Source organism: Streptomyces sp. NPDC001832, assembly GCF_040297265.1.
Taxonomy (GTDB): Bacteria; Actinomycetota; Actinomycetes; order Streptomycetales; family Streptomycetaceae; genus Streptomyces.
The window spans coordinates 112,729-132,481 of record NZ_JBEOYU010000013.1 but is presented as its reverse complement, the minus strand read 5'-3'; the positions used below and the strand labels follow the sequence as shown (position 1 = coordinate 132,481).

18 protein-coding genes and 1 pseudogene are annotated in these 19,753 nt (G+C 68.1%); 5 read left to right on the top strand and 14 right to left on the bottom strand.

Translation table 11 applies throughout. The annotated features are described in order from the left end of the window. The first annotated feature begins 165 nt into the window (after nt 1–165). Nucleotides 166–1,881 carry a sensor histidine kinase gene (locus ABT115_RS13730; RefSeq protein ID WP_351788160.1) on the top strand — a complete coding sequence of 572 codons (1,716 nt, stop codon included), beginning with the start codon at nt 166–168 and terminating at the stop codon, nt 1,879–1,881. A gap of 19 nt (nt 1,882–1,900) precedes the next feature. Here ABT115_RS13730 and ABT115_RS13725 read toward each other — a convergent pair whose 3' ends face one another. Next, nucleotides 1,901–2,611 carry a response regulator gene (locus ABT115_RS13725; RefSeq protein ID WP_351788157.1) on the bottom strand — a complete coding sequence of 237 codons (711 nt, stop codon included), beginning with the start codon at nt 2,609–2,611 and terminating at the stop codon, nt 1,901–1,903. 191 nt (nt 2,612–2,802) lie between these two features. After that, nucleotides 2,803–3,534, bottom strand: a complete 732-nt coding sequence (locus tag ABT115_RS13720) for a helix-turn-helix domain-containing protein (protein ID WP_351788155.1) — start codon at nt 3,532–3,534, stop codon at nt 2,803–2,805. 247 nt (nt 3,535–3,781) lie between these two features. Between ABT115_RS13720 and ABT115_RS13715 the strand changes: the two genes are divergently transcribed. Next, a complete protein-coding gene (locus tag ABT115_RS13715) occupies nt 3,782–4,387 on the top strand; it encodes an Rv1733c family protein (protein WP_351788153.1) in 606 nt (201 codons plus the stop codon). 42 nt (nt 4,388–4,429) lie between these two features. Here the strand turns inward: ABT115_RS13715 and ABT115_RS13710 are convergent, their stop codons facing one another. Continuing rightward, nucleotides 4,430–4,858: a CBS domain-containing protein gene (locus ABT115_RS13710; protein ID WP_351788150.1), complete on the bottom strand. Its 429-nt coding sequence runs from the start codon at nt 4,856–4,858 to the stop codon at nt 4,430–4,432. 274 nt (nt 4,859–5,132) lie between these two features. On the opposite strand from ABT115_RS13710, the gene ABT115_RS13705 reads away from it, so the two are divergent. Next, nucleotides 5,133–6,056 carry a universal stress protein gene (locus ABT115_RS13705; RefSeq protein ID WP_351788148.1) on the top strand — a complete coding sequence of 308 codons (924 nt, stop codon included), beginning with the start codon at nt 5,133–5,135 and terminating at the stop codon, nt 6,054–6,056. A 24-nt stretch (nt 6,057–6,080) separates the two neighbouring features. On the opposite strand, the gene ABT115_RS13700 is transcribed toward ABT115_RS13705, so the two are convergent. From ABT115_RS13700 to ABT115_RS13685, 4 genes and pseudogenes are all read right to left on the bottom strand, one after another. Continuing rightward, a complete protein-coding gene (locus ABT115_RS13700) occupies nt 6,081–6,704 on the bottom strand; it encodes a CBS domain-containing protein (protein WP_351788145.1) in 624 nt (207 codons plus the stop codon). Between the two features lie 48 nt (nt 6,705–6,752). Then, nucleotides 6,753–7,214: a Crp/Fnr family transcriptional regulator gene (locus ABT115_RS13695; RefSeq protein WP_351788142.1), complete on the bottom strand. Its 462-nt coding sequence runs from the start codon at nt 7,212–7,214 to the stop codon at nt 6,753–6,755. Between the two features lie 159 nt (nt 7,215–7,373). Then, nucleotides 7,374–8,720: a nicotinate phosphoribosyltransferase gene (locus ABT115_RS13690; protein WP_351788139.1), complete on the bottom strand. Its 1,347-nt coding sequence runs from the start codon at nt 8,718–8,720 to the stop codon at nt 7,374–7,376. 95 nt (nt 8,721–8,815) lie between these two features. Beyond that, a pseudogene (locus tag ABT115_RS13685) lies at nt 8,816–8,923 on the bottom strand (DUF1918 domain-containing protein); the annotation flags it as partial. A gap of 209 nt (nt 8,924–9,132) precedes the next feature. Between ABT115_RS13685 and ABT115_RS13680 the strand changes: the two are divergent. Further along, nucleotides 9,133–9,807 carry a CBS domain-containing protein gene (locus ABT115_RS13680; RefSeq protein WP_351788136.1) on the top strand — a complete coding sequence of 225 codons (675 nt, stop codon included), beginning with the start codon at nt 9,133–9,135 and terminating at the stop codon, nt 9,805–9,807. Nucleotides 9,808–9,880: 73 nt separating this feature from the next. Here the strand turns inward: ABT115_RS13680 and ABT115_RS13675 are convergent, their stop codons facing one another. From ABT115_RS13675 to ppk2, 4 genes are all read right to left on the bottom strand, one after another. After that, entirely contained in the window at nt 9,881–11,173 is a 1,293-nt protein-coding gene (locus tag ABT115_RS13675; RefSeq protein ID WP_351788133.1) for a cation:proton antiporter domain-containing protein, read from the bottom strand. Between the two features lie 227 nt (nt 11,174–11,400). Next, nucleotides 11,401–12,039 (bottom strand): CBS domain-containing protein, encoded by a 639-nt coding sequence (locus tag ABT115_RS13670; RefSeq protein ID WP_351788130.1) that lies wholly within the window; start codon nt 12,037–12,039, stop codon nt 11,401–11,403. A 91-nt stretch (nt 12,040–12,130) separates the two neighbouring features. Continuing rightward, nucleotides 12,131–12,808, bottom strand: a complete 678-nt coding sequence (locus ABT115_RS13665) for a CBS domain-containing protein (protein WP_351788127.1) — start codon at nt 12,806–12,808, stop codon at nt 12,131–12,133. A 297-nt stretch (nt 12,809–13,105) separates the two neighbouring features. Beyond that, the gene (gene ppk2 / locus ABT115_RS13660; protein WP_351788124.1) at nt 13,106–13,921 is read right to left on the bottom strand and encodes a polyphosphate kinase 2; all 816 of its coding nucleotides are present in this window, start codon (nt 13,919–13,921) and stop codon (nt 13,106–13,108) included. 345 nt (nt 13,922–14,266) lie between these two features. Here ppk2 and ABT115_RS13655 point away from each other — a divergent pair, with 345 nt between their 5' ends. Then, nucleotides 14,267–15,142, top strand: coding sequence for a universal stress protein (locus ABT115_RS13655; RefSeq protein ID WP_351788121.1), 876 nt, complete (start codon nt 14,267–14,269; stop codon nt 15,140–15,142). 60 nt (nt 15,143–15,202) lie between these two features. Here the strand turns inward: ABT115_RS13655 and ABT115_RS13650 are convergent, their stop codons facing one another. From ABT115_RS13650 to ABT115_RS13640, 3 genes are read right to left on the bottom strand one after another with little or no spacing between them, the layout of a single operon-like run. Next, nucleotides 15,203–16,177, bottom strand: coding sequence for an acetylxylan esterase (locus tag ABT115_RS13650; RefSeq protein ID WP_351788119.1), 975 nt, complete (start codon nt 16,175–16,177; stop codon nt 15,203–15,205). Nucleotides 16,178–16,181: 4 nt separating this feature from the next. Next, complete coding sequence (locus ABT115_RS13645; RefSeq protein WP_351788116.1) at nt 16,182–18,605, bottom strand: polysaccharide lyase 8 family protein; 2,424 nt, start codon at nt 18,603–18,605, stop codon at nt 16,182–16,184. Between the two features lie 10 nt (nt 18,606–18,615). Beyond that, complete coding sequence (locus ABT115_RS13640) at nt 18,616–19,737, bottom strand: SGNH/GDSL hydrolase family protein (protein WP_351788113.1); 1,122 nt, start codon at nt 19,735–19,737, stop codon at nt 18,616–18,618. Between the last annotated feature and the right edge of the window lie 16 nt (nt 19,738–19,753).

Here is a 19,753-nt window from a genome sequence, read left to right as displayed (position 1 = left end):
GCATACCAGCACTGCGACAGGCACGCCGCTCCCGCTGGAGGCTGCCGCGTGCCAGGGACTTTCCGACGGCGTCCGGGGGAGCCCCGTCCCGGGTGCCGATCGGTGCGCGGATACTAACGTGGAGGTGTAACCGGCCCGGGATGCGCGGCGCAAGACGGAGGCACGGTGGGCGACAACGGAACCGAACGCTGCGGCGAGGAGAGACGTCGGCTGAGCACGTTGCCGGAGGACCTCCACGGGCGCCTCGACACCGTGAAGCGTGGACCTGCCGAGGCGGCCCTTCTGCTGGAGGCCGTCATGTCGGTGGGCAGAGGGCTCTACCTGCCCCAGGTGCTGCGCCGGATCGTCGAGGCCGCGGTCGTCGTGGTCGACGCCGAATACGGGGCGTTGGGTGTGGTCGGTGAGGGAACCCGGCTCACACAGTTCCTGCCGGTGGGTATGACGCAGGAGCAGCGTGAGGCCATCGGGCCGCTGCCCGGAGGGCATGGCATCCTGGGCGAGCTGATCCGCCACCCCCAGCCGTTGCGGCTCAGGGAACTCTCCGAGCACCCGTCCTCCCACGGGGTTCCGCCGGACCATCCCCCGATGCACTCGTTCCTGGGAGTACCCATCCGGGTCCGCGACGAGGTGTTCGGCAATCTGTATCTCACCGAAAAACGGGGCGGCCGCGAATTCGACGCCGAGGACGAGATCGTCCTCTCGGCACTCGCGGTGGCAGCGGGAGTCGCCATCGAGAACGCCCGTGTGTATGCGCGGACGCGCGACCGTCAACGCTGGCAGGAAGCCAACAGCGAGATTGTCGCGGCTTTGCTGAGCGGGGCGGACGAGCCGCATGTCCTGCAGATGATCGTCGATCACTCCGCGTGTATCCTCGGCGCGGATCTCGGCGTCCTGGCGCTTCCAGCCGGGGGAACGTCCCTCCGTGTGGCAGTCGCGTCCGGCGTTGACGCCGAAATGCATCGTGGTCTGATTCTGTCACGTGAAGGATCCTTCGTCGGTGCGGCCCTCAACACGGGAGCGGCGATCACGAGCGTCGATGTCACGCACGATCCGAGGATCACCGAAGGCCCCCCGAGATGGATGGGGCTCGGCCCTGCTGTCGCGGTACCGATGGTGACGGGGGAGCGGACCCGAGGGGTGCTGCTGCTGGCCCGGGTACAGGGGCGTCCTGCCTTCACCGATTCGGATACCGCGCCCCTTCTGGCGTTCGCCGGGCAGGCAGCCCTGGCGATGGAGCTCACCGAGCGGCGTGAGTCCGCCGAACAGATCGCCTTGCTGGAGGAACGCGACCGCATCGCCAGGGATCTGCACGACCTGGCCATTCAACGGCTTTTCGCCACCGGGATGACGCTGCAGAGCGTGGTGCGGCTCGTGGAACAGCCACAGGCGAGCGAGCGGTTGCTGCGCGCAGTGGACGACCTGGACGAGACCATCAAGATCATCCGGTCCACCATCTTCGGCCTCCGCACCCGTGAATCGGGCCGTGCAGGCCAAGGGCTGCGCTCCCGGACGGTGACCACGGTCGAGCAGGCCGTACGGACCCTGGGTTTCCAGCCCTCCCTGCGGATGGGAGGGCTGATCGATACGGATGTGTCGGCCGAGATCGCCGAGCAGATGATCGCAGTCCTCGGCGAGGCACTGACCAACGTCGCCCGTCATGCACGGGCGACAGCGGTGGACATCTCGCTGGTGGTGGGTAAGGGGGCACTGAACCTTGTCGTCTCCGACAACGGTGTGGGCATGCCCGAGCACGGCAGTTCCCGAAGCGGGCTCGACAACCTCGCACGGCGCGCCGAGAAACTCGGCGGCGACATGAGCGTGGGTGCGTCGGCGCGGGGCGGCACCCGGCTGAGCTGGCGGGTGCCGCTGCGGCCTTCCTGAGGCCCTGGGGGCCGCACAGTCACCTCTGATGCCGCACGGTGCCGGGCGGGGAGTGATCCGCGGCGTGCGCCGCGATCACGGCCGCCTGGATGCGGCGCTCGACGCCCAGCTTGGCCAGCAGACGGGAGATGTGGTTCTTCACCGTCTTCTCCGACAGGAAGAGGCGCTTTCCGATCTGACTGTTGGTCAGCCCTTCGCCGATCAGAACGAGGACGTCCTTCTCACGGGACGACAGCCCCGAGAGCGCGTCGTCTTCCGCAGGTTCAGTGCCGAATTCATCCTCGCGCAGGCTGCTCATCAGCCGTGCCGTGGTCGCCGGGTCGAGGGTCGAGCGCCCAGAAGCCAGTGTGCGGACGGCGGCGACGAGGTCCGAACCCTTGATCTCCTTGAGTACGTAGCCTGCCGCACCTGCCATGATGGCATCGAGCAGCGCCTCGTCGTCGTCGAACGAGGTGAGCATCAGACAGGCCAGTTCCGGCATCCATGAGCGCAGCTCACGGCAGACCGTGATCCCGTCGCCGTCCGGCAGCCGCACATCGAGAATCGCGACATCGGGACGGAGCGCCGGGCCGCGGACCAGTGCGTGAGCGGCTGTTCCGGCGTCGCCGACGACCTCGATATCGGGTTCCGCGTCGAGCAGATCCTGTACGCCGCGCCTGACGACCTCGTGGTCGTCCAGCAGGAACACGCGGATCGGCTTCTGCGCCGAGAACCCACTCTCGTCGCTCATGGCGTCCTCCTCGCTGTCGACGCGCTGCCCCCATCCCGCCCCTACTCATCGTGGGTCCGCGCAGGAGACACGCACCAGGGCCGGACGGTCCCACGCCGCACCGAGCCCGTAGACCGCATACCGGTGACCACCGGTGACCAGAACCGCACCGTGCGCTCTGGGCCTCGCGGTAGGCGCGCTGTGGCTCGGCTTCAGTCCGAGGGATCGCGTGAACCACCACCGGCACCAGGAGCGTGGGTTCTGAGCACGCGGATGCGGCGCCCGGTCATGCGCGTGGGAGCGATGGTCAGCCACACATTCCGCGGGCCGCCGGCCCATGGCGTGGTGTAGGCATGTTCGTCCAGTCTCCGCGCGGCTTCCGGATCGGTGACAACCGTTGGCGTACCGACGAGGAGGACGCTCCACCCTTGACTCAGCGCTTCATCAATATGATCGACTTCGAAGGCGATCTGCTGGTCCGCGGCGGCCGCGGGCAGTGCGTTCTGGGCGCTTCGATACGCGATCCGGTCACCGTCCACGACGTAATTGACCGGCAGGATGGCCGGCCCGTCGTCCGTCGTCACACCGATCCGGCCCACTCCGTGGGTGGACAACAGCCGATGGCACTCCTCGGGGCCGAGTTCGAGCAACTGGGTGTGGTAGCCGGCACGGCCGATCCCGGGGGGCAGCTCCGTTGTGCTCCCGGTCAGCTCGGCCACCGTGGTCTCCAGCGCTTCGGCAAGCCGTAGCAGAAACCCGATGCCGGGCGTGGCCTGCCGCTCCTCGACGTATTGGATGTAACCGGGTGCCGAACCGGCCCGCTCGGCCACTGCCTGCCTGCTGAGCCCGAGCTGCTCGCGACGCGCGGAAACCCGTCTGCCCAGGTCGCCCGGCAGGATTCTGCCCTGATTGCTGTCCGATGAGTGGCTCTCTCCGCGCACCATGCTGCACACACCCTTTGTGGAATCGGTCCCGCCGTCCGGCCTGCCACTGCTCTGCGAACCCTTCATCCACCCCATCATGTGCCGCTGACGATGTACGGCGCTTGGGCCGACCGGCCCGGTCTCGCACCCGCTCAGCCCATGCCATGAGCCGTGCCGTGTGTACAGGATGGAGACACGCGCTCCTGCCCGCAGCCCTCGCGACGCGCTGCGGGCAGAGATCGCTGTCGCAGAGGAACGAGGCCTGGACATGACTGAAGAAGTTTCCTCCGGCGAAGGCCATGAACGCGGTGCGCCCACCACTCGCAGGCTGCCGATCCGCGCATCAGATCACATCGAGCGCTGGGGCAGGGTTCTTCTTGTGGTGGTCTTCCTGCTGGCGGCACCCCTGGCATCGGCTGCCACGGGCCGCGCCGTGCTTGAAGCCGCGACGCAGTCTCCCACCACAATTCCTGAGCTGAGGAAGGTGGACGCACGGTTGATCTCCGACGCCGGCAGCCGTGCCACAGCCGCCAGAACACAGACCACGGTGCGCGCCCCCGTCCGGTGGACACAGCCCGACGGCACCGAGCGCACGGCGGTGGTCAGCGTCTGGGCGGGCAGCCCGGCCGGTACGACCGTACCGGTCTGGACCACTGCTCAAGGCGTGGTCACCAGCAGTCCACCCGCAACGCATGGCGAGGTCGTTGCGTCTGCGTGGCTGACGGCGACAGGGACCTTCGTTGTTGCGGCCGGAATCTTCGTTGTGGTGTGGAAACTCTTCACGAAGCTGGTGGACAGCCGCAGGTGTGCGGGGTGGGAGAAGGAGTGGGACGAGGTGGAAGCCGAACTGTCCCGGCGATTCCGCAACGGTTAGCTCCGCGGATCTTCTCGCACCTCTGCCAATCGCGTGAGGCCGTTACGGCTCCACCGACATTCCGTGCGGGTCACGTTCCCGACGCGTGAGGATGCCGACGAGCCGGTCCTCGTCGTCCACGACGGGAAGCCTCTCCACGCCCCGGCGAGTCATCAGCCGGGCGGCGTCCGGTGCGGTCTCCTCCGCGCGGACGGTCACGGCCGGCACCGACATGATTTCGGCGGCGGTCAATTCGGCCATGTCCCTGGTGGCGGTGTCAGGGGCGTCGCCGGGCACCGGGTGCCCCGCCGCCTGTCGGCTCAGCAGGTCGCTCTCGGAGACGACGCCGACGACCCGGTCCTCGTCGTCGAGTACGGGCAGTCCGCTGATGTCGTACTGTGCGAGCAGCTTCGCGACCTCCTTGAAGGAGGTGACCGGGACTACTGAGACGACCTCGTCGGTCATCAGGTCTCCCACCTTGATGTGCCTCATGGAAGCACCTCCTGCCGTCTCACAGGGACCCACCCGGACGCAACGCAGCAGGTCGTTCAGAAACCACGATCCGCCGGGCCGTACCGGGACCAGAAGGGCCGAATGGGGCGCGGCCGGGACCGGCCGGACCTGGCTCGGGCGCGCGGACACGGCAGGATTTCTTCGGCAGGGACCAATCGGGCCCCGGGCGGGCCCTGGGCGGCCCTCTCCGTCCCGGGTCCCGTTGTGCCAGCGTGAGAGCTGACACGTCAGTGGCCCTCGGTGAGGAGGAACCATGAAAGGCACCACCGACAGCCCGGTACTGGGCTCTGTCGTTGTCGGCGTCGACGGCTCCGAGTCGGCCCGCCGGGCAGCGCTGTGGGCGGCGGCCGAGGCCGTACGCCGTGACAGCCCTCTGCACATCCTTCACGCCGCCGATACGGACGGCAGGGCTCTCTACCTTTCCGTGGACAGCATCGAACGTGTTCGCAGCGCGGGCCGCGAACTGCTGCGGGACACGGCCGCTGTCGTCGCGGAACAGTGTCCGAGCCTGAGCGTCACCACGGAGTACAGCAGCGGCGCACCCGTCCCCAGCCTGCAACGGACCGCAGGTCTTCGCGGCACTGTCGTGGTGGGCAACCGTGGTCTCGGCGGATTCAAATACCTGATGCTCGGATCCGTCGGTCTGAAAGTCGCCGCTGGTGCCACAACGCCCGTCATTGTGGTCAGAGGCATCGACGACGGGGCCGCAACCGGAGTGGTGCTCGCCGCGGTCCGTGACGAGCACGACGACGAGTGCGCCCGGTATGCGGCGTGCGAAGCAGAGATCCGTAAGGCTTCGTTGCGGCTGCTTCACGTGTGGAACGTTTTCGAGTCCGCCGGAATCGCCGTGACCATGCTTGACAACGTCGAAGCGATGGCCGGCGAACACGTCCATCACCTGACCGCCGTGACGGACCGGATCCGCGACGAATTCCCGGCCCTGACCGTGCGGGCGGATGCGGAGAAGAGCTTGACCGTGGCCGGAGTTCTGGTGGAGGCATCGCGGGAGGCGGATCTGCTGGTGATGGGCGGGCGGCGGTCGCCCGGGTACATAGGCCCCACCCTTGGGCGCGCGACGCACAGCCTTCTGCACCACGCGCATTGCCCCGTGCAGCTCATTCCGCGGCAGGGCCCCGGGCCCGGGGCGAGCCGTGACGGGCGCCATCGAACGTCGTGAGACGGACGGTGCCTGGAGAAAAAATCAGGCAAGCTCCACACGCACGTCCACGACGCCTTCGACCGCCCGCATGGCCCGAGCCAGCAGTGGCGCCAGGGAACGGTTCCGCAGCGGTCCCCGAAGGGTGACGACACCGTCCAGTACGGAGAATTCCACGCGATCCAGGGGAGAGAGTTCGGCGACAACAGCGGATCTGATTTCCTCGTCGATCTCCTCGTCAGGCCGAAGGAACACTTTGAGCAGGTCGCTGCGGCTTACGACGCCCTCCAGCATCCCGAGGCCATTGACGACGGGAAGACGCTTCACTTGCTTGCGCGCCATGATGCGGGCGGCCTCGGCGAGGGTGGCATCGGGATGGACGGTGACGGCCGGGCTCGACATCAGCTCCTCGGCCAGCACCGCGTCGGCTTTGGACGCCTCCTCCAACTGGCCGGGCAGTTCCGGGCCGTCCTGTCGGAACTCCTCCTTCGGCAGCAGGTCCGCCTCGGATACGACCCCGACCACACGGCCCTCGCCTTCGAGTACCGGCACCGCGCTGACCTTCCACTGATGCATCAGCTCGACGATCTCCTTGTACGAAGCCTCACGGCCGATGGCCACGGCCGTGTGGGTCATGACGTCACTGACGGTGTACCGGGATGCAGCCATGGCGTGCTCCTCAGGCGTGGCTCTTCGATGGCGGAATGGCGGGATGCATCACACGAAGCCGCCGCTGCCGTGAGGGGCGTAGAGATCGAGTAGCCGGATCCGAGCGGCCTGCAGCCGGTGGGCCAGAACCTGCCCGACCCAGTGGCCGATGGCCGAACCGAAGGCGGTATCCGCGTCCATCATCATCCGGACCGTCGCTGCGTCGAACTCATGGGTACGGACAGGCGTCATCGCCTCGGCTCCGAGGTGCCAGATGTAGGGCTCGAACAGCCAGGACCAGCCCACCAGTTCGCCGGCCCCGAGGCTCTCGATCGCGGCCGGGGAGCTTCCTGGTACGCGGAAATCCAGCGTGACGGTGCCTGAACGCAGGATCCAGAAGCGGTCTGCGCGGTCTCCTTCGTGGAAGAGACGGGTTCCCTCGTCGAAATTGACCTCACGCCCGATCTGCATCAGACGGGCACGGTACAGGGCAGGCAAAGCTGCGGTGATGCGAGTCGGAGAAGTGCTCATCGGTGGCCTCCTCTGTAGCCTCCGATTTCAGCATCGCTGTGGAGCGGGTTCACGGACATGGGTCGACCGGCCCCCTGTGTGTACCCGTCCGGCCCGGGGCGGGAAAGCATTCGGTTTTTCGCCGCACTTGGTTGAGCGCACTCTCCTCGTGCCCCCGGATCAGACGGCGCCGTGAGCGTCCCCCAGCAGATCCTTCTCGATGTGTCGACGGACATCGGCGGCGAGTGAGCCGAGGCGCCCCGACAGCTCCGCCTTCGGAGCGGTCGGTGCCCTTATGGTGCGTGCCTCGGGCGGCAGTGCCGCGAGGTCGGCGAAGAGCCGCTGCCGGGCTGTGTCCAGCTCTGCGCGTTTTGAAACGCGTCTCCCCTCCCGCATGACCGACTCCAGCAGCGGGACACTGTCCGGCGGCGGCTGCTCATCGATGAGGGCTATCAGATCCGCGTATCCCGGTCGGCGGAACACCTGTTTGCGACCTGGTGCCGTCATCTTGGCCAATGACAGTTTCATCACCGGCCGACCGTCGTACTCGACCAGCTTGTACGCGGAATCCAGGTACGGGGCATCCGCACAGACGCCGACCCGGGTACCGACGGCGTACGTATCGATGGGTGCTTTGGAACGGACCAGACTGTCGACGGCGAACTCGTCGAGACCACCGCTCGCGATGATCCGGGTCTCCTGGAGGCCGGCGGCATCGAGGGTGGCCCGCGCCTGTACGGCCAGGGCTCCGAGGTCACCGCTGTCCAGCCGGATGGCACATCCCGGGCCGAGCCCCAGATCGCGTAGTACGCGCGCCGCTGTTGCCACGCCTGTCATGGTGTCGTAGGTGTCCACGAGAAATGTAACCGGGCCCGGATGGGACCGGGCGAAGGCCCGGAACGCGTCCTCCTCGGTACCGAACGCCTCGATGTACGAGTGGGCCATCGTGCCGACAGCGGTCAGGCCCTCGGAGTCAGCAGCTGCCACATTGCTGGTTCCGGCGAAGCCGGCCATGGCACCCAGCCGAGCCGCCTGGTGTCCCGCTTCTATGCCATGAGTGCGGCGCAGGGAGAAGTCCACGACCGGGTGTCCGTCGGCGGCCATCACACATCGGGCGCATTTGGAGGCCACGGCGGTCTGGTGGCTGAGGCGGTTGAGTACATAGGTTTCAACGAGCTGGGCCTGCGGAAGAGGCGCGGTGATCTCCAGCAGGGGTTCTCCGGGCAGCACGATGTGTCCTTCGGGCACTGCCCGGACCTCGCCGCTGAATTCCAGGCCGAGCAGAGGGGCCAGATCCTCGGGCCGTCGTTCCATCACAGAGGCGAAGACGTCCACGTCATCTGCGTCCACACGGTAGGCGGAGAGGAAATCGAGGACCGAATCCAGCCCGGCACAGACAAGAAAGCCCCGGTCCGGCGGCAGATCGCGTACGAACAGACTGAACGTCGCCAAAGCGGTCATGCCCTCGCGCAGGTACGACTGAGCCATCGTGACCTCGTAGAGGTCGGTGCTCGTGGCATTCGACATCCAGGCACCTTCCTCGCTGTCCCCCTTCCACTATCGGCCCCCTGTGCCTCGTCAGCCAGCCAGATGCCGGAGTGGCAGACAGAACTGCCGAGCACAGGAGGGGTTCCATCCGCATGGCGGAGTCCGACGATCTCACCGTCGCGCCTGCTGGCGCCGGTGGCCGGACTTTCGACAACAAGTTGATCGCCGAGGTGCGCTCGCATGGCGGTCACCACTTCCTCATTATGTTGCTGTAACCGAACTGCCACGCGCGGCGTGCCCCCGCGCAGGAAGAAGGCCCGATCCCGTGGGGCCGAGTGGGTGGGCCCGCTGGGTTTCCCGAGCGGCCTGGCCGGCTCAACCGTGGCGACTGGCTCCTGACCCGCTCGGCGCAGACCACTACTGACTGTCACGCCCTGAAGGAGGAAGGCACATGCGACACCGAACGGTTGCAGAGCTCATGACCAGAGACGTCGTCCGGGCGCGGCGTGACCTGCAGTTCAAGGAGATCGTCAAACTGCTGGCGGAGAACGATGTCACCGCGGTACCCGTGGTTGATGAACTGGACCGTCCCATGGGTGTGGTGTCCGAGGCCGACCTGCTGCGCAAGTCTTCCGACCGGGGCGACCCGTCCGGCCTGACGCCGATCCCGCACTTGGAGGCGTGGGAGCGGGCCAAGGCCGAGGGGGCCAGCGCGGAGGAGCTGATGTCGGCTCCCGCGGTGTGTGCGCGTCCGGAGTGGACCGTGGTCGAGGCGGCCCGCCTCATGGAAGTGCAGAACGTCAAACGCCTGCCCGTCGTGGACGAGACGGACAAGCTGCTCGGCATCGTCAGCCGCGGCGACCTGCTGCGGGTCTTCCTGCGCCACGACGACGCCATCCGTGAGGAAATCAACCGGGATGTGCTGCAGCAGACGATGGGCCTCGCTCCCTCAGCGGTCACGGTCGAGGTGCGGCAGGGGCAGGTCGCCCTCAGCGGATCCGTCGAGTTCAAGAGCCTGATCCCCATCATCGAACGGTTGTGCCTGAGCGTCGACGGCGTGGTCTCCGTCGCCGAGCACATCGCCTACCGGATCGACGACGCCCCGAGTTCCTCCACCGGCGTGTGAGACTGCTCGCACGACGCACTCAGCCGCTCGACCCGCGTGTTCGTCGGCCGAGCGGCAACGTGTGCGGTGTTGGTCATGCGTGCCCGTCGCGCCTGCCGTACCGGTGACCATTGGCGGTGCCCGGCGTCATTCCCCGGATGGGCAGATCGTTCAAAACCGGACCGGCCGACGGCTTGCCGGTGACGGCTGATGCTTTGCCGTAGCGTTGGGCGAGAGGCGCAGAGGTGATGCCGTGTGCGAAGACACTGAGCAGCACGGTGCAGGCGACCACAGGGACGATCATCTGCGAGGCCTGCGGGTCGAGTCCCTCGACCGCCAGCAGAGCGAAGATGACTGATGCCAGCCCGCGTGGGCCGAACCAGCCCACGAACAGGACGGTTTTCGGGTCCAGACCGCTTCCGGCCAAGGAAAGGGTTACTGGCACCATGCGTACCGCCGTCAGGCTCAGTACCGCGAAGAGCAGTGCCTGCCAGGTGAGGTGATCGACGGCGGCCGGTACCAGTACGGCACCGAAGAGCAGCCACACCAGTAGGGAGAACAGCGAAGCGGACTGCTCGACGAACAACAGCACGCGGTGCGGCGCACCGTGCACCGACCCGAAGGCCAGGCCGGCGGTAAAGGCGGCGACAAAGCCGTTGCCGCCGATCGCGATGGCTGAGGTGTAGCCGAGGAGGGCCAATGCCAGGACGCCCGCCCCGGCGACGTCCTCGGTGGCCCAGCCTCTGCGCAAGGCGGAGCGCAGCAGCCATCCGGCGGTCAGCCCGAGCACCGTGCCGTAGACCAGGCCGATGGCGAGTTCCACGAGGGCGCTGCCGGGGGCATGGGTGTCCGTCGCACCGCCGGCCGCGGCGACTCCGGCCAGGGCGAGTACGACGAACGGGGTGGCGATGCCGTCGTTCAGGCCGCTCTCGACGTTGATGAGCCGGCGGATCCTCGCGGGCACCACCGGATTGACCATCATCGTGGCGCCGAGCGCGGCGTCGGTCGGAGCGAGTGCGGCCGCGACGTACAGCGCGGCCCAGCCCGACACTCCGGGGAGCAGCCAAATGGCCAGCAGGGTGCCGAGACCGATACACATCGGCAGCCCGAGAAGCAGAAGTCGTACATACAGACCGAGCTCCGGGCGAAGGGCCTGGAAGGACAGCCGCGCGGCATCGGTGAACAGCACCCACACCAGCGTGACCTCGGCGAGTGCCCGCACAGTTCCGGGTGAGGGGGCAAGGTCCAGTACTCCGATTCCTTCGCCCAGTAGCAGGCCGAGCAGCACGAACGCTACGGGGGCAGTGAGTTCGACGCGTGCGAGGCACTGCGAGTACAAACCCCAGAGAAAGAGAAGAAGCAGGATCAGTGAGAAGGTTCCATCCACCCTGAACTCCGTGATCGTGGCCGCACCGTCGGCGGAGGCCCGATTCTGGGTGGTTGTGGCGTCGTGAGGATCCAGCCGCGGGGCATGACCGCAGCTTTCACCCGAGCGGTGGAACGCATCGATGATGCACGGCCGTACGCCATTCGCCACGGGCTGCCTGGAGGGGACGAACCCCGGGGGCGCGGCGCCGCGGGGACCTCATTCGTGGGCCCTGCTTGCGGACGACGCTACTTTCGAAACACGCCCTGGCTGCCCGTTCGTGCATCGACCGGCATGTCGTCCCGCTCATAGCTGAGCCGATTGACCACGTCCACGACTCCGTCGACGCTCCGGCACAGACGCAGGACGATCGGGACGAGGCTGTGCCGCCCCACGGTGCCACTGAGGGTCACGAGACCATCGGATACTTCGACGGTCAGCGAAGACGGACTGAGCCGGAGCGTGTGGGTCAGGACGTCTTCCAGGATCTCCTCCTGGATTGCACGGTCTCTGCGCAGGAAAAGCTGCAGGAGGTCGCTGCGGCTCAGAACTCCGATGAGCCGGCCCTCGCTGTCGACGACCGGGAGTCGCTTGACCTTGTGCTTCTCCATGATTCGGGCCGCGCGGACGACGCTCCACTCGGGTGCCGCAGTGATCACCGGGTGGCTCATGAGACCGACGGCGGTGTTCGCGCCGCTCCCGGCGCTGCGCCTGCGGAGCAGGTCGGCTTCGGAGACGACGCCCACGGGACACTCCTTCTCGTCCACGACGGGCACGGCCGTGACGCCGAACTCGTCGAGGAGCCGGGCGATTTCCTTGAACGTGGTGCCGCGCTGGACGGTGACAGCCGTGGGTGTCATGAGGTCGGAGACGCTGCGATGCCTCATCGTCGCACTCCTTCATTCACGGATCCTCCAAGAACAAGGGACCCTGTGTCTGCGAGAAGCGGTCGGCTTCTTCCTCCTCATGCCGGGGTGCTCAGCGGTCGCCGGTGCTATGCGCTGGTCCGGGATCCGACGCCAGGTCGTCCACGGCGTATTCGAGGGACTGGTCGACGCAGACGACACCATCGACGGACAAGCACAGGTGCTCGATGATCGGGATGCTTGAGCGCTCCTCAACTGTGCCGCTCAGAGTAACGATTCCTTCTCGCACGGTTACTGCTACGCCGCCCGGGGGCATCCGGAGCGTTCGGCCCAGCACCTCGTCGATGATTTCATCGTGTATGGCATCGTCGCGGCGGAGCATGGGGCGCAGTAGATCGGAGCGGCTGACGATCCCCACGAGTGTTCCGGTGTCATCGACCACCGGAAGGCGTTTGACGCCCCGCTCGTGCAGGAAGCGGGCTGTCTCGACGATGCCCCACTCGGGCCGGGCTGTCAGGGCAGGGGTGGACATCAGATCGCCTGCGGTGCGGGCGTCCACGGCCCCCGTCCGGCGCATCTGGTCACGACCCTCTGTGTCAGGCAGACCGGCTTGCTGGCGGAGGAGATCAGCTTCGGAGATGACACCGATGGGGTGGTGACGCGTGTCGACGACGGGCAGTGCCGAGACATGGTTGTAGTTGAGGCTCCAGGCGACCGTCTTGAGTGACGCTTCGGGACTGGCCGTGGCCACCTCCCGGGTCATGACTTCGGAGACAGTGCGATGCATCATGGTCCGAATTCCCTTTCGCTCGGGGACGTCAGTCGTGGGCGATGACGGCCACGGGGCGGTTGCGTGAAACACAGGGCGGGAACCTCCTGCGCGCCGCAGGCCTGCGCTCTCTCCAGTCTCTCCCAGAATCTCTCGTCGGTTGAGCAACCGGCGAGGCCGGTGCCGGGCACCACGTCCACCGGGACTTGCCGAACGTTCCGCATCAGGGCCGGACCGGTGCTCACAACCGTCCCACTTCGGTGCGAATGTGAGGGCAGATACTTCTGTGCCCCTGGTCTCGGGCCTCCCGCCTCACCCTCAGAGTTCTGACGCGTGGTCGGGGACGTACGTCTGAAGGTCCCTCGGCGGCCGTTGGTATCCGGTGGCCGGCGGCCGCGGGGGCAGCTCGATCACTGGCGCGGTCACTGTCTCGTACGGCACGGTCGACAGCAGATGGGCGATCATGTTCAACCGGGCCCGGCGCTTGTCGTCGCTCTCGACGACATACCAGGGAGCCTCCGAGATGTCCGTATGGACGAACATCTCGTCCTTCGCCCGCGAGTAGGCCTCCCATCGGGTGATCGATTCCAGATCCATCGGCGAGAGCTTCCACCGGCGGGTGGGATCGTGCAGTCGGCGTCGGAACCGCTCCTCCTGCACCGCGTCACTCACGGAGAACCAGTATTTACGCAGCAGAATGCCGTCCTCCACCAGCATCCGCTCGAAGATCGGGCACTGGCGAAGGAACCGCTGGTGTTCCTCCATGGTGCAAAAACCCATGACGCGCTCGACGCCCGCGCGGTTGTACCAGCTCCGGTCGAGCAGAACCACTTCCCCCGCTGCTGGAAGCTGCTCGACGTAGCGCTGGAAATACCACTGGCTGCGCTCGCGCTCGGTCGGCCGCGGCAGCGCGACGATGCGCGCCACTCGGGGATTGAGGTGTTCGGTGACGCGCCTGATCGTGCTGCCTTTGCCCGCCGCGTCACGCCCCTCGAACACCACGACGAGCCGTGCGCCTTCTTCCCGGACCCACTCCTGAAGCTTCACGAGCTCGGTCTGGAGTCGGTACAGCTCGCGTTCGTACAGCGAGCGGGGCAGCTTTCCGGGCTTGCCCACGCCTTTCTCGTCTGCCATGGGACGACGTTACGGAAGAGACCACGCTCCAAGTCAAGCATCAGCGCCGAACGACGGTGAGCCACGACGCCATGGGCCTACGCGAACGCAGCCCGGGCCACGGGCGTGGGCATCTTTCTCCTTGTGCCGGATTCCGCGCCCGCGCAGGGCTTTGCCCATCAGGGCCCGCATGCGCCACCAGGAGATCTGGGGTACTCGTCTAATGAGAGAAGCCGTGCTCGGCGCAGTTGCTCACACCATCGGTGGCCCCTCACCGGCGTCTGTCCGGTTACGGACCAGGACCCGGTCCGGAAAGGCGGGCTCGCTCACGCCATAGCAGCTTCTTACGAGACGGAGGCAGTCGTCATGGAGCCAGTCGTCACCGTGGGCCTCGACGGCTCACCCGAGAGCCTTGCCGCTGCCCGTTGGGCCGCCGACGAAGCCGAGCGGCGCAAGCTCACGCTGCGCCTGCTGCACGCGTGGCCTCTGCTGGTGCCGGAACAGCCCAACGTCCCTGCGGAGATGGATCAGAACTACTGGGCGAGGCGGATTGTGCACAATGCGCGGGCTGAGCTCCAGACGCGTCACCCCGGCCTCCCTGTCGTCGGCAGCCTGGTTGCCGACGACGCCCAGAACGCGCTGCTGAGAGCGGCGTCGGAGTCCGAGATGATCGTGCTCGGTTCGCGGGGGCTGGTGCCTGTCGAGAGCTACTTCCTCGGGGACATCAGCATGTCCGTCGTGGCACGCGCCGAGAGGCCCGTGGTCCTGGTGCGGGCCGGAACGAGCGGAAGAGGACCACAGCCCACTCCCGCTGCGGCAGGCGGCGTAGTAGTGGCACTGAAGCTGCACGGCTCCTGCGAAGACCTGCTCGAATTCGCCTTCGGTACCGCAGCGGCGCGGGGCATGCCTCTTCGGGCCGTTCATGGCCAAAGTCTGCCGCTCGAAGCCTACGTGCCCTGGGGCGTGGATCACGAGGTGACGGAAGGAATCACGCAGGACGCGCAGAGGCGCCTGAGACAGACCCTCCGCCCCTGGCGTGACAAGTTCCCGCTGGTGGAGGTGACCGAGAGCATCGCCCTCGAAAGCCCCGCCAAGGCTGTCGTACGGGCCGCGGAGGGCGCCGGGCTGCTGGTTGTCGGCCGACGTGAGCACCGCCGCGCTCTGGCGCCACACCTGGGCCCCGTAGCCCAAGCTGCCATCCATCACGCGCGGTGCCCTGTCGCCGTCGTCCCCCGTGCCTGAGCGCACCGGACGCCCCCGGCCCCGCCCTGCGGGCGGACGACGCTACTTTCGCAACACGCCCTAGCGACCGAACACACGCCGCAGCGCATCGCGTTTGCGCGGCATGTCGTACTCCGCGCCGCCCTCGTGCCCGTTGTACGTGAACACCTCGATTTCGGCCGGACCCGCATAGCGGTGATATGCGGCGAACACTGTGGACGACGGGCAGATCTTGTCCATCAGACCGACCGAGAACCACGCCGGCGCGGTCGCCCGTGCCGCGAAGTTGACCCCGTCGAAGTAGGACAAGGTCTCCATCGCCTCGTCGATCCGGAAGCGGTGCCCGGACAGCCAGCGGGCGATCTCCGCATAAGGTCCGGCATCCGTGATCTGCGAGGCGCGCCGGTAGTGGCAGAGGAACGGCACATCGGCGACCGCCGCCGCGATGTCGGCCCGCAGCCCGGCGACGGCCAGGGCGAGTCCGCCGCCCTGGCTGCCCCCGAGGACTGCTACCCGTGAAGCGTCCACCGCCTCATGGGCCTTCGCCGCGTCCACTGCCCGGACCGCGTCCGTGATCAGCCGCCGGTAGTAGTGGCGGTACGGGTCCTCGATGCCGCGGGTCAGGAAGCCGGGGGAGGACGAGCCGTGCCCGTCCGGACCGATGTCCGGGGTATCCGCGGTGTTCTTGCCCCCGCCGCCCTGGCCCCGGTTGTCCATGACCAGATGCGCGTACCCGAGTGCGCTCCAGGTCAGCCAGGAGTACGGAATGCCCCGGCCGCCGTTGTAGCCGATGTACTGCACCACGGCGGGCAGCGGGCCCGAGCGCACCCGTGGCAGCAGCAGCCACGCCTTCACCGGCTGCCCGCCCCACCCCCGGAACGTCACATCGAGCACGTCGACGGTCGCGAACCCGGCGTCGTACGGGACGAACTCGGCGTCCAGGGGGTGGCGGGCCGCCTCGGTGAGCGTCTTCTCCCAGAAGGCGTCGAAGTCGGCCGGCTCTTCCGGATCCGGCCGGTAGTCGCGCAGCCGGTCCAGAGGCATGTCGAACAGCAAGGGTCTAGCTCCTCTTCAGGGTGAGGTTGAGGGTGGCGCCGTGGCGTTCAGTGGTGTCGGCGGTGATCCGGATGCCATTGCCGGTGGGGGCGGCGCTGACACCCGGATCGGCGGAGGCGACGGTCAGGCCGCGCTGCGCCAGGTCCAGGACCACCGAGGACCGCAGCTGTGTCGGGTCGGACAGCGAGACCTTCACCGTCTTTCCGTTCGGTCGTACGAGCACCGAGGCGGGACCGTCCGAGGCCAGGTCCTGCACGGCTCCCGCGGTCCAGAAATTCGCGGCGACCAGTCCGTCCGCGCAGCGACGTACCGCATGCACGGCGGTGGAGCGGGCGATCAGCTTCACCGGAGGCGCGGACGACCACTGCTTCGTACGCTCTGCGGAGGCCGCCGGTGCCTGCAGCCAGAAGTAGCCCGCCCCGCTCGGCGCCGTGCCGTGGTCCTGCCACAGCGTCAGATACGGGCGGGTGACCGGGGTGTCCGTGCCGTACTTGAGGTTGATCTCGCGCCAGGTCGCGGTGCGGTCCTCACGAAGGCCGTGGAGTGTGGCGGGCTTGGGGAAGATGTAGCCGCCGGTCCCGGCGACATGCAGCCACCGCACTTGGTCGAGCTCTGCCGACCAGCCGGCGTCCGTGGGCGCCGCCGTGCCGTTGACGAGCAGGGACGCTCTCGGGTCGCGCAGCTTCCGGTTCTCCACGACCGTCTCGGCCGTGCCCGCGTCGGAGGTGATGCCCGAGCCTACACAGGCGATCACATCGTCCAGGCAGAACCAGCTCTTCAGCCCGCGCAGCGAACTTCCGTACGCGCACAGCTCCATGCCGTACGCACCGAGCGTCGTCCCGGGCAGTGCGGTGCCGCCCGCCCAGTCAGCGCTGCTGGTGGTGCGCTGCCCCGCCGCATCCGCGGGCCGGCCGGCGATGACGGTGGTGCCGGGCAGCCGGGCCGGGTCGACGGTCGGCCAGTAGTCCTCGCTGTAGTGCCCGAGGTCGTCGGTGTAGAGCAGGACCATGCCGTCGGAGAGATGCCAGGCGTGCAGATTCTCGTTCTGGATCGACTCGTAGTTGTAGATCCGGGACGAGTACGCGGAGATGCCGAGCGCGAAGGACGGCCGGTGGTGGGCAGCCTTGTCCATCCGCGGGTGCTGCTTGTGCGTGACGAGCGGACCACGTGCCGGGACCGGGGAAGCGATGATCTGCCGGGCTGCGACGAGCGAGGCGAGGTCGGTGACGGCCAGGAAGTCCCGGTAGGTGTCCTCCGCGATCCACTGCTTGACCAGGGCGGTGAACCGGTCGGCCGTCTCACCGGGGAAGCTCGGGATCAGCCGCACCACGGCTTCGATGACCGTCTGTGCTGAGACATGGCCCTGCTTGCTGGGACGGGCGATCTCGCGCCCGCACACCGACGCCATCACATCGCCGCGGGCCAGCAGCGGGTCGAAGCCGTCGTCGACCCAGCTGCGGATGTTGTCGACATCGGGGTCGGTGACCGTCCACGCCGTACCGGCGAGCAGGTTCAGCAGCCGGGAGAGATTGTTCAGCAGCTCCTTGCCGTACCCGCCGTTGTACGGGTGCTTGTAGTGCTGGAGGAACGAACCGTCGGAGTAGAAACCCTCGCCGGTGCCCTCCGCCGCCGTGCTTGCGTCGTTGAAGGCGAGGACACTGTTGGCGCCCGAACCCTCGACGTCCGAAAGAGCGTCACGGACCCGGGCCAGATCGTCGCCGTTGCCGCTGAGCACGGCGTTGACGGCGACGACGGTGGAGATCCACACCCGGTTGGCGCCGGTCGCGATCTGCCGGTCGGCCCGCCAGAGGTTCGGGTCGGGCGTGTAGTGCCGTATGGCGGTGGTGATCCGGCCCAGCCGTTCCGTCCCGAGCGCGTCGTACAGCAGCACGGCCGCGTCGTTGAGCGCGAGCGCGGACCCGATCTCCCAGTCCCAGTCGTTGTCGAACCGGGTGTGGCCGGGGCCGTAACGGTTCGTCAGCATCCAGTCGATGCCGGCCAGCAGCAGGTCGCGCAGCGCGGTGTCACCGTACTGAGGAGTGCCGGGCACGGCCCACGCGGTGGCGACCGTGGCGAGCCGCTTGAACGACGTCGTGACGTGGTTGGAGAGCGTGGTGCTGGTCAGGTCCGGGAACAGCCCGTCGGTGCGGGTCGGGTCGAGGCCTTTGACCGAGGTGGTCGCCGCCTTGCCGATCCTGGCGATGGCCGCCGCGATCTGCGGGTCCATCAGGTCGAGGCCGGGACCGCCGGTGAGCAGGGTGTGCCAGCGGGTGCGCAGGGCGGCGGCGTCATCGACGACGGTGTTCCCTGCGTCCGCGTGCGCGGTGGCCGTGGTGAGCGTGAGCGGCAGGGCGGCGGCTGCGCCGAGCGCCGCCGCCCCGGCGAGCAGGGTGCGCCGGGTGGTGCCCGGAGTGGTGCCTGGGTTCATGATCCGGCCCTCACAGAAGGTGTCGGTGGTCGACGGCCGCGGCCAGCGCGGCGTGACCGGCGGGGTTGGGGTGGAGTCCGTCGCCGCTGTCGTACGCGGGCAGCATTCGCGACGAGCGTTCCGGGTCACGCAGTGCCGCGTCGAAGTCGGCGACCGCGTCGAAGACCCGGCCGGTCCGCACCGCGGCGTTGACCTGCTGCCGTACCGCTTCCAGTTCCGGCGTCCAGCGGGTCCAGCCCTCGAACGGGGTGATGGTCGCGCCGATCACGCGCAGTCCGGCACCGCGGGCGCGCAGCGTCAGCTGCCGGTACCCGGCCAGGACGAGCGCCGGATCGGTCTGGCTCGGCGGCTGCTGGAGGTCGTTGACGCCGAGATGGATCAGTACGGTCCGCAGCCCCGGCAGCGACAGCACATCGCGGTCGAAACGGGCCTGTCCGCTCGGTCCGAACCGGGCGTCGTCCAGCAGCGCCCGGTTGCCGCTGATCCCGAGATTGGCAACGGCCGAACCGGGAAGGCGCCTGGCCAACTGGTCGGGCCAGCGCAGATCGGCGTCGTCCGGTGTGCCGACGCCCTCCGCTATGGAGTCGCCGAGCACCGCGATCACCGGCCCGTGCGCGCCCGTCACCTCGACACCCGTCAGCAGGAACACCGATGGGGTGCGCACGCCGTCGACGGTGTGCGAGGCATGGGTGTTGCGGTGGAAGGAAAGCGGCCCGGTGGGCCCGGGCAGCCGCGTCTCGACGGTCAGCCGGGCCGCTTCGGTGATACGCAGTCCCTCGACCGGGTCACTGGTCAGGGAGGCGCCCGCGGCGATCCATGCCTGCCGTCGTCCGCCGAAGGTCACCGGCCGACCGCCCGCCGTCACCGGGCCGATCAGGACAGGGACCGTGCCGAAGGCGTGCCCGTAGCGCAGCCGGACCGTTCCGCCCGCCGACAGCCGTACGTTGGCCGTGAACGTTCCGTCGGTCAGCCCGGCGCTCGCCACCGCGTCGGTCGCGGTCGGCGCGGTCTGCGCGGTCGCCCACGACGTCGTCCACCGCGACCGGCCCACACCGCCGGCCGAAGCCTCGGCCGCCTGCGCGCCGGGCGCGGTCGCGGCGACCGCCGCCAGACCGGCCGCCGCCGTCAGCACCCGCCGTCTCGCGGGT

Coding starts and splice junctions, on each gene's coding strand:
- ABT115_RS13725 (WP_351788157.1), bottom strand. CDS start 2,611: ATGAGCGACGAGAGTGGGTTCTCGGCGCAGAAGCCGATCCGCGTGTTC.
- ABT115_RS13720 (WP_351788155.1), bottom strand. CDS start 3,534: ATGGTGCGCGGAGAGAGCCACTCATCGGACAGCAATCAGGGCAGAATC.
- ABT115_RS13715 (WP_351788153.1), top strand. CDS start 3,782: ATGACTGAAGAAGTTTCCTCCGGCGAAGGCCATGAACGCGGTGCGCCC.
- ABT115_RS13710 (WP_351788150.1), bottom strand. CDS start 4,858: ATGAGGCACATCAAGGTGGGAGACCTGATGACCGACGAGGTCGTCTCA.
- ABT115_RS13705 (WP_351788148.1), top strand. CDS start 5,133: ATGAAAGGCACCACCGACAGCCCGGTACTGGGCTCTGTCGTTGTCGGC.
- ABT115_RS13700 (WP_351788145.1), bottom strand. CDS start 6,704: ATGGCTGCATCCCGGTACACCGTCAGTGACGTCATGACCCACACGGCC.
- ABT115_RS13695 (WP_351788142.1), bottom strand. CDS start 7,214: ATGAGCACTTCTCCGACTCGCATCACCGCAGCTTTGCCTGCCCTGTAC.
- ABT115_RS13690 (WP_351788139.1), bottom strand. CDS start 8,720: ATGTCGAATGCCACGAGCACCGACCTCTACGAGGTCACGATGGCTCAG.
- ABT115_RS13680 (WP_351788136.1), top strand. CDS start 9,133: ATGCGACACCGAACGGTTGCAGAGCTCATGACCAGAGACGTCGTCCGG.
- ABT115_RS13670 (WP_351788130.1), bottom strand. CDS start 12,039: ATGAGGCATCGCAGCGTCTCCGACCTCATGACACCCACGGCTGTCACC.
- ABT115_RS13665 (WP_351788127.1), bottom strand. CDS start 12,808: ATGATGCATCGCACTGTCTCCGAAGTCATGACCCGGGAGGTGGCCACG.
- ppk2 (WP_351788124.1), bottom strand. CDS start 13,921: ATGGCAGACGAGAAAGGCGTGGGCAAGCCCGGAAAGCTGCCCCGCTCG.
- ABT115_RS13655 (WP_351788121.1), top strand. CDS start 14,267: ATGGAGCCAGTCGTCACCGTGGGCCTCGACGGCTCACCCGAGAGCCTT.
- ABT115_RS13645 (WP_351788116.1), bottom strand. CDS start 18,605: ATGAACCCAGGCACCACTCCGGGCACCACCCGGCGCACCCTGCTCGCC.